At 29.4% G+C, this 14,636-nt stretch carries 1 protein-coding gene; it reads right to left on the bottom strand.

Annotated elements, in window-relative coordinates:
• Positions 1 to 6: 6 nt before the first annotated feature.
• Positions 7 to 14,607 carry a non-ribosomal peptide synthetase gene (locus KTC92_RS18110; RefSeq protein ID WP_220286719.1) on the bottom strand — a complete coding sequence of 4,867 codons (14,601 nt, stop codon included), beginning with the start codon at positions 14,605 to 14,607 and terminating at the stop codon, positions 7 to 9.
• Positions 14,608 to 14,636: the final 29 nt, after the last annotated feature.

Below are 14,636 nucleotides of genomic sequence, written 5' to 3'. Positions count from 1 at the left end.
TTCACTCTATTTTAAGCTCATAATTTTATTAACCATCTCATCAGTATCCATATTCTCTTCATTTAATAACATATCCATAATTGTACTTTCCATATCTACTTTTTCATCAATATTACTCTCTAATCGATACTGGTCCTCTTCTTTTTCTTTATTAAACAAATATTCGCATGTTTTTTTAATTGTAGAATAAGAAAATAAATCTGCCAACTCCATTGTTCCTGGATATACCTTATCTATTTTAGAGTGTAATGACATAACTTTTAATGAGTTACCACCAATATCAAAAAAGTTATCATTGATTCCAAAATCATCATGACTTAATACCTCTTTCCATATGTCCCACATTTGTTTTTCTTGTAATGTTTCTGGCTTTAACCGTTCAATTGCAATGCCTTTTTCTATTTCAGGCAAATTTTTGTAGTCTATCTTCCCATTGCTTGTTAAAGGCATTTCATTGATTTCCATTATATTTTTAGGCACCATATATTCTGGTAGATATTTTCTTGTTTTTTCTTTTATATTACTCTCTGACATTATTGAATCACTTGTGTAATAGCCACATAATTCACCATTTATTAACTTTATTGCCACAGTTTTTATTCCATCTATTGTTTCTAATATATTCTCTATTTCTTGTGGCTCAATTCTATACCCTCTTATTTTTACCTGATTATCTATTCTTCCCAAAAATTCTATTTCTCCATTACTTAACCATCTACCTTTATCACCTGTTTTGTACATTTTTCCCTTGGAGTATGGATTTTGCACAAACTTCTCTTTAGTTAGTTCTTCTCTATTTAAATATCCTACGGCAACTCCATTTCCACCAATTACAATTTCCCCAGCTATACCTTCCGGGTTTAAATTTCCATCTTTATCCATTACATATACCATTGTTCCTACTATTGGCTTTCCAATTGAGCTATATTCGCAATCCTGTGCATTTCTCTTAGCAGTAGCTACTATACTACATTCTGTTGGTCCATACTCATTTATTAATTCAGTATTACTATTTACTTTCCTTACATTCTTTATTACATCTACTATTAACTTATCACCAGCTGTTGTTATCATTCTTACAGTTTCAGCTTCCTCTTTTGTAATATCTTCATATATTGCTAAACACAATGCTGGTACTGCTATAAAGTGAGTTACTTTAGTTTCTTTTATTATTTTTCTTAAAGCTACTACATCTTTTGCGTTTTCCTCTGTTACTAACACCACTGTTGAGCCAGATACTATTGGTGTGTAAAAGCTTGTCATAAAACCATCGAACCCGTATGCGAATAGCTGCATAACATTATCACTTGCATCTAACTTATATTCCTCTTTTCTCCACTTTATTGATGAACCTAAGTTATTATGTGATACTAATACACCTTTTGGTTTCCCTGTACTTCCAGATGTATAAATAATATATGCATTTTGCCCTACTTCTCCCACCATATCTTCTTTAGCTTCTATACTGTCAATTTCTATTACTTTAACTCCAAGTTTCTTTGCTTTTTCTAAATTGTTTTTATCTGCAACTACTAACTTAACCTTACTATCGTCAAACATAAATTGTATTCTGTCACTTGGAAGTTTTGTATCTATTGGGATATACACAGCACCAGATTTCATTATGCCTATTACTCCTACAGCCATATTTAATGACCTGTCGCACATAAATGCCACTGTTTCTCCAATTTCTATTCCACTTTTAATAATAGAATCACTTACCCCATTTGATAGTGCATTCAACTCCCCGTAGCTTATTTTACTTTCCTCAAAACTTACCGCTTCCGCTAATGGAAAGTTTTTCACCTGTTCGCTGAATAAATCTATTACATTTTCATTATTTGATTTTACTTTTTGGTTAAAAACTTGCAGTATTTTTTCTTCTCCTTTTTTATCCATTATTGATATTCTATTTATTGGTGCTTTAGGTGCCTTCACTACCGTCTCAACTAGATACATATAATACTCCCCAATGTTTTTAATGCTGTTACCATCAAATGCATTCTTATTATATGTTATATTAATTTTCAACTTATTACCTGGAGTAAATACTACACCAAATTGATAATTAGTATGTTCTCTCATAACAATATCTTTAATTTCGAATCCACAAACTTCCTTTTTAAATTCATTTTTCATTAACTCATTAACAGGATAATTTTCAAATGCTACAACATGATTTATTAAGTTATCCTTTAACTCAGAACAATGTTGAATTTCATAAAGTGGATAATAGCCAAACTCCTCTGATTTAACTAACTGTCCTTGGAATGAGCTTATTAAATCTGTAAAACTATCATTCTCCATAGTCTCTACACGAACCGGGATAGAATTAATAAACATACCAACTATTTTTTCTGCATTTTTTAAATCTTTTGGTCTACCAGATATAACTGTACCAAAGACTGCATCTTTAGTATTGTTTATTTTTTGAAGTATAATTCCCCATAGTACTTGCACAACAGTACTAAATGTTACATTATTTTTACTAGCTAGTTCTTTTAATCTAGTAGTTTGTTGTTCATTTAAATAAAAATCCATTTCTTCTAAATCATATTCACTTGACACTTTCTCATTTGGAATTGTAACTGCTGTATTATATCCATTAAAAACATCACTCCAATATTCTTTTGCAAGTTCCTTATCCTTGTTTCCAAGCCATGAAAGTAATTCAACATAATTTCCTTCTGAATTACTCTCAATAACAATACCTTTACGCTGCTTAATATAATATTGGAATAACTCCTCAAGGACAATTGCAACTGACCAACCGTCTAATATTATATGATGGAAGTTCCATATACATTTATACTTCTCATTACCTAACTTAACCAATGTAATATTACTTAATTTTGCATTTTCAAAATCAAATTTGCTTAAATAATCTTTTTCAAACTCACTATAGTTACCCTCACTGTAATCAAAATAATTAAAGCTACTTGGTACTTCCTTTAAAACCATTTGAATCGGACTACTTAATCCATTATTAATTATAGCTGTTCTAAAAATCTCATATTTTCTAGTTACAGCATCAACTGAATTTTTAAATAATTCCAAATCAATTTCGCCTTCTAAATCCATCACCATTTTTTCACAATACGCATCCGAATCTGTATTAAGTAATGCATGAAATAACATTCCTTGCTGCATTGGTGTTAATGGGTATATATTCTCTATATTTTTCAGTCTATTACTTACAATTGTATTAAACTCATTAATAGAAATATCTAATCCATAATCTGAAGGAGTTTTTTTTATTTCTTTAACTGAAGCGCAGTGATTTATTAATCGTTCAAGTGCTTGTACGTAATTTTCAGATAATTTATTAATAACTTCATCATTAAATAAGTGCGCTGAATAATCAAATGCAATCTTAAATACTGAGTTCTCAATTTTACAACTAATATCTAAAGCATATTTACGTGCAATTTTTCCATTTACCGCTTCTCCTATAGCCATATCTGATAGTGTTATTTCCTCACCTTTAAGTTTTTCTATTTGTCCTAAATAATTAAAGCTTATTTGAGAAACTTTATTTAACTGTTCTTCATATGGATTTAAATATTTCAAAATGGAATAATCAATACCCTTGTTAGGTATTTTCCTCATACTTTCTTTAATTGTACAAATTGATTTTTCGATTGTTTCTTCCATATTTAAAACAACTGGATATATTGACGTAAACCAACCTAATGTTCTTGATACATCACTATGCTCGAATAGTTTTTCACGTCCATGACCCTCAATATCAATTCCTATTGTTTTTATATTCATAGTATGATGAAAAGCTTCAATTAAAGCTGTTAAAAGAATTTCTTCAACTTTTGTATTATATGGTATGTTCGCAACAGTTAATAATTTTTTAGTATTCTCTTCTTCAATTTCAGCTTTTACTGTATTAGTCTGCTCATATGTTCCAAAACGGTGCTTTTCTTCTATAAACTCACTATTATTTATTGTTTGAACTTCAGACCAATATTTTAACTTTGATTTCCCATTTTTAGATTGTGCATACCTATTGATACCTTCTGACCATTCTTTAAATGATAATGTTTTATTTAATAATTCTACTTTTTTACCATCTCTTATAGATTTATAAACTTGTACTAAATCCTCTGATAGAATTCTCCAAGATACTCCGTCTATAATCATATGGTGTATAACAAATAATAAGTGATCGCCTTTATTAGTTTTGAATAATGTAACATTGTATAATTTCTTAGAAAACAATGTAATATCTTTCTGTGCTTCATTGGCATATTGTAATATTTTTGCTTCCAAATCTTTTTCTGATGTTAGATCTATATAATTAATTTCACATATATCCTGAATATCTTCTATAGTTTGATACGTCTGCACAATACCATCGTTACATCTCTCAAACCGAATTCTAAGTGAATCGTGATAAGAAACAATTTCTCTTATAGTTTCTTTTAGAGCATTTACATCGAACCCCTTGGCATTAAAAAACATAACTGCCTGATTGTAGTTATATATCTCAGCTCCATCTGTTTCTAAAAGCCATTTTTGTATTGCTGTCAATTTAACATTCCCATAAACTTCATCTTGTGAATAAGTTTCAATATTAAATTTTACTCTTTCACTTATTTTTTCAATAGTTGGATATTTAAATAAATCTTTAATTTCAAATTGAATACCTAAAGCATTTAATCTTGAATATATCTGTATTGCCTTTATGGAGTCTCCTCCACTAACAAAATAATTATCATTTATTCCAATTTTGTCTAAACCCAGAACTTGAGACCATACATTAGCTATTTTTTCTTGACACTCATTTTTAGGAGCTACATATTCATTTGTACTAACTTGACTATCTGAATTTGGTAATGCTTTAATGTCTGTTTTACCACTTGATGTTATTGGTACTTTCTCAATTTTAATAATATATGCTGGTATCATATATTGAGGTAAAAATGTTGATAAAAATCCTCTTAGCTTTTCTATATCTAGACTTTTTTCTGATACATAGTATGCAATTAGGTTATTAGTACCTAACTTGTCTTTTTTAATAGTAACTACCGAATCATTTATGTATTCATGCTTAAGCATTGCTTCCTTAATTTCACCTAGTTCTATTCTGTATCCACGAATTTTAACCTGTTCATCAATTCTTCCTAAATATTCAAGTTCTCCATTAGGAAGATATTTTGCCAAATCTCCACTTCTATATGTTCTAGTTCCAACTTTTTCGTATGTATGAGAAATAAATTTTTCCAAGTTAAGTTCATCACGGTTAATGTATCCTCTTCCAACTCCTTCACCACTTACAATCATCTCTCCTGGCATACCTATAGGTAATAATTTCATGTTTCTATCTACTATGTTTACCCTAAGCGTGGGTATTGGAACTCCAATATTACATATATTGTTATCTATTTCATATTGGCCAATTTCTTTATAAGACACATGAACTGTAGTCTCGGTAATTCCATACATATTTATTAACTTTACATTAATATACATTTTGTGGAAACTATTAAGCAGCGTGGTTTGTAATGCTTCACCACCAAAAATAATATATCTTAAATTTAATCCAATGTTATTAGTTAATATAACTTGCTCTGAAAAAGCATTAAATGCTGTAGGAGTTTGATTTAACACTGTAACTTTTTCTTTTTCTACTAATTTTACAAATGAAATAGTATTTCTAGCTATATTACGTGGTACTACAATTAGCTTTCCTCCAAACAATAATGCGCCATACATTTCCCAAACTGAGAAATCAAAACAAAAGGAATGGAACATTGTCCAGATATCATTCTTGTTAAAATCATATAAGTTATTATCATTAATCATCAAACGCACAACATTTTTATGTTCAATCATTACTCCCTTAGGCTTACCGGTTGTACCTGATGTATAAATTACATAAGCCATATCCGATGGTTTTATATAAACATTTAAATTCTCAACTGACTCTTCTAGATTATCTAATGTTACGTCAACGAATATACGCTCTGATTTAACCCCATATTTATCACCTTTAAAAAGAACTGCTTTTGCATTACTATCCTCAATCATAAATTCTAATCGCTCTACTGGATAGTATCTGTCTAGTGGCATATATGCTGCACCTGCTTTTAAAACCCCTAATGCAGATATTACAATATACTCTGTTTGTTCCATAAGCAGTCCAACTATATCGTTAGACTTAACACCTGTATTTACAAGTTTTCTAGCAATAGCACTTGAAATGTTATTAACTTCATTATAAGTAAATTCTCTATCTTCGCATTTAATTGCCATTCTATTACCATTCTTCTCTACCTGCTCCATAAATAAATCTATAATAGTTTTGTTATGAGGATACCCCACAGATGGTTGATTAAATTCAGTTAGCATCTTTGAATAATCGAATTTATCTAAAATATCTATTTCATCTAAATAAACATCAAAATTGTTTGAAACTCTTTCCAAAGCATTCAAATAATGCCTAGAGAGTTGATTAATAAACCATTCTTCATATTCATTTGAGTTATATACAAAGTCTATTATAATCTCATCACTAGGTACAATTATTATATTTAAGTCATAATTTGTTTGCTCAAATGCATCAATATCCTTTATAACAGGCAAAAGATTGTTTTCCCCCATACTATCCATAACTTGCTTCATAGGGTGGTTCTCAAACACAAATATATGTGATAATAAATTATCACCAAGAATCGATAAAGCTTGTATTGATGCTAATGGATAATAACTAAACTCTTCCATGTCAATAAAATCGCTCTGAACGTTTTTAACAACTTCTTCAAATTTTATATTTTCATTTACATTAACCCTTACTGGTAGTGTATTAATAAATAATCCTATCATATCTTCGATTCCATCTATAGCAGATGAACGTCCCGAAACTACAGTTCCAAATACTACATCATTTGTATTACAATAACTCATTAAAACAAGTGCCCACACTGACTGCATAGCTGAATTTAAAGTAACTCCACAATCTTCCGCAGTTTTTATTAACATACTCGATATTTCTTTTGATAATTTAATCCTATGTTTCTTTTGTTTATATGTACTATACTTTTTATCTGAACCCTTTAAATTTGAACTGGTGTCACATGTTTGAATTTTATCCTTCCAAAAATTCATTGCCGCATCTTCATCTTGATCTAATACCCAATCAATGTATTTATTGTATTGATTCAGATGTTTTTCATTTAAAATATTACCATTAATTATTGATTCATAATTTTCAAAAATTTCTTTAAATACAATAGACATACTCCAGCCATCCATTAATATATGATGATCACTCAATATAAGACGGTAAGATATTTCATCAAGTTTAAATAATTTCATCCTTATTAGAGGCCCTACTTGTAAATTAAAACCTTCTTTTTTATCTTTTATACAATACTCATCAACTATCCTATTTTTTTCATCAAAAGTGTTATCAGTTGAAATATCTTCAAATTTAAAATTTATTTGTGTATTTTCGTAATTTTTTACAATTTGACGTGGCTCTTGTAGATTTTCATACATAAATACTGTTCTAAAAATATCACAATTTTTAATAAGCATACAATATGCCTTCTTTAATGCTTCAACATCAATTTCCCCCTGAAGAGTTATATAATTTTGCTCAAAGTAACTTTTAGATTCATTATCTAAAAGTGAATGAAAAAGCATACCTGACTGCATAGGTGATAGTTTATATATCCTTTCAATATCCTGACCTACATTTTCATATATTTTATCAAGTTCATTAAAATTTAAAGAACTATCCCCAAAATCTGATGGAGTTTTAATTATATTTGTTTCTTCTTCACAATGTTGAACAATAGCTTCACATACATCCTTAAAGGAATTTGCTAAATCATTAATAATGGCTTCGTTGTATTTTGATTTTGAATAATCAAAAGAGATCATCAGCTTATCATTGTAAAATTTAACATTAATATCTAACATATATTTCGTCTTCATTGCTGGTGAAATCATGCTTCCTGCAGGATAATCAGATAATTTTGTACCAATATCGCTTTGTGATTCAAAATCTACTTCTCCTAAATAATTAAAACTAATGCTACTATCTAAGGCTCCTTTAAGCTTATGTGTATAATATCTCAAGACTTGATATCCTAATCCGTTTTCAGGTACACATCTTAAGTTATCTTTAACTAAACATATTGTTTTACCTATATTGTTTTCAGCTATTTCTATATTTACAGGATAAATCGCTGTAAACCATCCTACTGTTTGGGCATAATCAAACCCTTGTCCTGGTAGTACCCTACCTATACTTTCAAGATCAACTAATAAATTTTTACTACTATCTATCTTATTAAAAGCAAGTGCTAATGCAGATAACAGTATGTCATTTGGTTGTGTATTATAAATCTTATTAACATCTTTTAATAATTTTTTAGATACTTGAGGATTAATTTCCATGGTAATATGTTCTCTATCGCCGAATAGAACTTCTTCTTTAATATCTACATTATTTTTAGAATTAATATTTTCCCAATATCTCACCTGTTTATTTAGTTTTTCATTATTTGAATACCTTTTTAGATATTCAACATATTCTTTATATGATTTTGATTTATTATCTACTTCATATACAATTCCTTTACAAATGTTCTCATATGCCTCTATGAAATTTTTAAGTATTATACGCCAAGACACGCCGTCTACGATCAAATGATGCATAGCTATCATTAAATGATCGCCTCTCTTGGTTTTTATTACAGCAAGACGTATTAACTCTGATGATAAATTAATCTTTTGATGAATACTTTCAACAATTTCACCTATAAGTTGTTCCTCATTAACTTCATTAAATACTTTAAACTCTTCTATTATAAAATAATCATCTTCAACTTCTCCAATAACTTGCTTAACGACTTCATTGCATGTTGAAAATCTTGCTCTCAACATATCATGTTGACTCACTATATATTTAAATGATTTTCTTACTAAATCTAATTTAAAGCCTTCTTCTCTGAAAACCATAATAGCTTGATTAAAGTACAATCTTGAATCATAAGTATCAAAGAAACGTTTTTGAACTGGTGATAAATCTACCTCTCCAGTTACAACATCATATTTTTTTTGATTAACATATGTAACTTTTTTAGCAAGTTGTGCAATAGTTGGATTACTAAATAACTGTTGCATCGTAAATTCTAAACCAGCTTTCTTTAAGTGTGATGCTATCTGTAAAGCCTTAATAGAATCACCACCTATTGCGAAAAAATTATCGTTTATTCCTACGCCCTTAAGATTTAATACATCTTTCCATGCAATAGCTAATAATTTTTCTTCTTTAGTTTTAGGTAATATAATCTCCCTATCAAGAATATCAAATTGAGGTTTAGGCAATCTTTTTCTATCCACTTTTCCTGACATTGTTATATATATTTCATCAAGCTTAATAATAAATGTTGGTATCATATAATTGGGTAGTTGACTTACTAAGTAGCTTCTAACATCCTCTTGTCCAATGTCTTCTTTAGCAGTAAAATATCCACAAAGGTACTTATCTCCCTCATCACTTTCATAGTCAATTACAGTGCATTGATTAACGCCTTCAAGTTTTAAAACTTTATCTTCTATTTCTTGAGTCTCAATTCTAAAGCCTCTTATTTTCACCTGATAATCACGTCTTCCGAGAAAATAAATATCCCAATTCTCTCCCCATTTTGCAACATCACCTGTTTTATATAAATATTCACTATCAATTTCACTAAATGAATTTTTTATAAAAACTTTACTTGTCTTCTCATTATCCTTATAATATCCATCTGCTAAACATATTCCCGCTATATAAATTTCACCTATAACACCTCTTGGAACTGGTTGCATATTGTCATCAAGTAATAAAATATTAACATTGCTAATTGGTTTTCCGATAGGAATCACACCATTTTCTTCTTTAGAAATAACCTTATATACACAACCTATACTTGCCTCTGTTGGGCCATATAAATTAATGCATTGAGTATCTGGAAATAACTTCATAAAATCATGAACAGAGTTTTGTTTTATTTCTTCTCCACCAATTATTATCCAATTTAAACTATCTAATGTTTCTAATGAATGTTTTGACTCTTTCATTTCACTAACAATTACATTGAATACTGATGGAACAAAATCAGTTATTGTGATTTTTTCATCTGCGATAACTTTTGTTATATATTCAGCAGACATAATTGCATTAGGAACAGGTATAACTGTTTTACCACCATTTATCAATGGCCAAAACATTTGCCACACTGAACTATCATATACATAATTTGTAGTATTTAATACACTATTACTTCCATTTATACCTAATCTCTCGTTCATCCACATCAAACGGTTAATAATTCCTCTATACGGAACTACCACACCTTTAGGCTTACCTGTTGATCCAGAAGTATATATGATATAAACTACGTCACTACTTAAAATCTCAACATGAGGATTTTCACTTTTTGTACCTATATCTTTAAGCGTAACTTCCCATTTTCCAACTGATACCTCTTCTAAAACTTTACTTTGAGTGCTAGTTATAACAAATCCAGCGCCAATTTCATCAATAATCATATTTATTCTTGCTGATGGCCAGCTAGGATCAAGAGGACAAAATGTTGCTCCCGACTTCATTATTGCAATTTCAATTATTAGCATTTCAAAGCTTCTATCAGCTATAATTGGTACTACACAACCCCTTGATATATTTGAATCCAATAATTTATACGCCAAATTATTGGCACGGTCATTTACCTCTTTATATGTTAAACCTTCTCCATTAAATGAAACAGCTATTGAATTTGGTTTTAAAATCACTTGTCTCTCAAAAAGTTCTTTAATATTTGAGTTTTTGTATTTGTATTCTACGTGTGTATTATTATTCTGTATCACTATCTGATCATATTCTTCTATTGATAACATATTAAGTTTGTATATCGGAGCTTTAGGTGAACTCGTTGTTTCTTCAATTAAATTTATAAAGTGTTTAATAAATTTTTCCATTGTTTCAAGTTTAAAAAGGTTGCTGTTATACCTAAGTTGAAAATTCATAATCTTATTTTCTTCTTGTGCATCAAGTGTAATATCAAACTTAGAACTATTTTGTTCTATTTTCACTTTACTTAATCTCAAGCCATGGATTTTATGCTCATTTATTGGTATATCGTGTAATGCAAACATTGTTGAAAACAATGGATTTGTACCGCTTTCGGATGTTAACCCCAGCCCTGATACAATTTTTTCTATGGAACATCCCTCATTAGTTAGTGCTAGCGGAACATCATCCTTAATTTCATTTAATAATTCTATAAAATTTTTCTCTGATTTAGGATAAACTCTAACTGGTAAACTATTAACAAACATACCTACCATTTTTTCAAACTGTTCCGAGTATCTACCATAACTTGGTAAACCTATAGTGACATCGTTTTGTCCGGTATACTTTCCTAACAATATACTATACACTCCTAAAAGCATCATATATGGAGTAACTGCATTTTGAGAGCAAAATTTATTCACCTTATCTGTTAGTTCAACACCAATGTCAAAATTCAGTGTTTTACCCTTCAATCTAATTATTGAATCACGTGGGAAATCTGTAGTAATATTACTTATACCATTCCAGTCTTTAAATCGTTCAATCCAGTAGTTCATATTGTTTTTAACTAAACTTTGTCCTTCCTTGCCATTCTGCCAAACTGAATAATCAATAAATTCTATATCCTGCACTTCAAGTTCCTTTCCCTCATACAGTGCACAGAACTCATCATATAAGATTGACATAGATATTCCATCAACAGCAATATGGTGTGAGTCAAACATAATATACTTTATATTATTACATTCAACAATTTGCATTCTTAATAATGGTGCTTTTTCAAAGTTAAAAGCACGTAAAAATTTTGTAAATTCCTCTTCAATAGACTTGTTACTTTTTACAAAATCAACTGAAATACTTATATTCTCTTTAACTTGCTGATGTATTCCCTCATTTGTACGTATATAAACTGTACGTAAAATTTTATGACGGTTTAATAACTTTTGTGCTACCTTTTGTACCCTCGATATATCTAATGCTCCTTCAACTTTCATTACCAATGGCACATTATATCCAATTCCTGTATCATCAAATTCACAGCTCATATATATTCCTTGTTGTAATGCTGTCAATTCATAAGTATCTTGTGCATCTGCTTTTTTTATTTTTACAACTTCGTTACTACTTAACTTTTCAACAGCACAAACAAATAATTTAATAGAATCATTATTCATTAATAATGGTAATGTTACCTTTTTACCACTTCTTTGTGAAACCTTAGATGCCATAATTATACCTTTTAATGAGTTACCGCCAATCTCAAAAAATTTATCATTAGTCCCAAAATCATCATTACCCAACACTTCTTTCCATATATCCCACATTTGTTTTTCTTGTAATGTTTCTGGCTTAATGCGTTCAGATATAATGTTTTTTTCTATTTCAGGCAAATTTTTATAGTCTATCTTACCATTACTTGTTAAAGGCATTTCATTGATTTTTATAATGTTTTTAGGAACCATATATTCTGGTAGATTCTTTCTTATTCCTTCAACAATATTATCTTCGAGCATTATTGAATCGCTTGTATAATAACCACATAATTCGCCATTTACTAGCTTTATTGCTGCAGTCTTTATTCCATCTATTGTTTCTAATATATTTTCTATTTCCTGAAGCTCAATTCTATACCCTCTTATTTTCACCTGATTATCTATTCTTCCCAAAAATTCTATTTCTCCATTACTTAACCATCTACCCTTATCTCCCGTTTTATACATTCTCCCCTTATTGTATGGATTTTGCACAAACTTCTCTTTAGTTAGGTCTTCTCTATTTAAATATCCTACTGCAACTCCATTCCCACCAATTACAATCTCTCCCGCTACATTTTCTGGCAATAGATTCCCATATTGGTCCATTATATATATTAACGCTCCTATTATTGGTTTCCCAATTGAACTATTCCCACAATCGTTTGCATTTCTCTTAGCCGTTGCTACTATACTACATTCTGTCGGTCCATACTCATTTATCAATTCTGTATTTTTATTTACTTCCTTTATTTTTTTTATTACCTCTATTATTAACTTATCACCAGCTGTTGTTATAATTCTTACGGTTTCAGCTTCCTCTTTTGTAATATCTTCATAAATTGCTAAACATAAAGCTGGTACTGCTATAAAGTGAGTTATTTTGGTTTCTTTTATAATTTTTCTTAAGGCTACTACATCTTTTACATTTTCCTCTGTTACTAACACCACCGTTGAGCCAGATACTATTGGTGTTAAGAAGCTTGTCATAAACCCATCAAAACCATATGAGAATAACTGCATAACATTATCACTTGCATCTAACTTATATTCCTCTTTTCTCCACTTTATTGATGAACCTAAGTTATTATGTGATACTAATACGCCTTTTGGTTTTCCCGTACTTCCTGATGTATAAATAATATATGCATTTTCTCCTACTTCTCCTATTGTGTTTTCAGCAGCTTCTATACTATCAATTTCTATTACTTTAACTCCAATTTCCTTTGCTTTTTTTAAATTATTTTTATCTGCTATTACTAATTTAACGTCACTGTCTTCAAACATAAATTTCATTCTGTCACTTGGAAGTTTTGTATCTATTGGGATATACACAGCACCGGATTTCATTATCCCTATTACTCCTACAGCCATGTTTAATGATCTGTCGCACATAAATGCCACTGTTTGTCCAGCTTTTATTCCATTTTTTATAATAGAATCACTTACCCCATTTGATAGTGCATTCAACTCCTCATAGCTTATTTTACTTTCCTCAAATCTTACAGCTTCTGCTGATGGATAATTTTTCACCTGTTCACTGAATAGACCTATTACATTTTCATTATTATGTTCTATTTCCCGGTTGTAAACTTGCAGTATTTCTTCTTCTTGTTTTTTACCTATAATCGATATTCTATTTATTTCTAATTGAGGTATCTTAACTACTGTTTCAAAAACTGCCATTATACTCTTGCCTATTACCTCAATATCATATTCACTATATATGTTGCTATTATAATAAATTTCAAAATTATATTTATTGACTTTAAAAATACAGTTGCACTTTGTTTCTACTAAATTAACACTTGTATCATACTCTTGTGATGTTATTCCTATTTCAAAGAGTTCATCAATACAACTTACTTTTAATCCCAATTTACGTGAAATACTCTTTATGTTAAAGTTTTGATGCTTATCTGCCATTATATAATCATCTTCAACTTGCCTTACAAGTGTTACAAATGGTGTGTTATTTTCAAAGTCTGCAAATACAGGTACATATCTACCAGTGTTAGATTTAACTCCTATAAAAACATTAGAATTAGTGTACTTATTTAATACAATTGAAACTATAGCTGAAAAAAAACTTAATATATTACCCATACCTTCAATTTTTTCATTTGAATTTAGTACATTTAAATACTTATTGGGGAATGTTTTTTTTTCTAAAGTTATACTTCCTTTGCTTTTAATATTTTTGAAAACAGACTTGTTTTCAAATTTTTTTAATGTATCAACCCACTTTTCTCTGCTCTCTACTATATTTATCATTAAAATATCCCCTTTTAAATTTTTATAAA

This window comes from Clostridium sp. CM027, from assembly GCF_024730565.1.
GTDB classification, from domain to species: Bacteria; Bacillota; Clostridia; order Clostridiales; family Clostridiaceae; genus Clostridium_AD; species Clostridium_AD estertheticum_B.
Note: the sequence above shows the minus strand (reverse complement) of the source record. Positions and strands in the feature narration are given on the sequence as shown.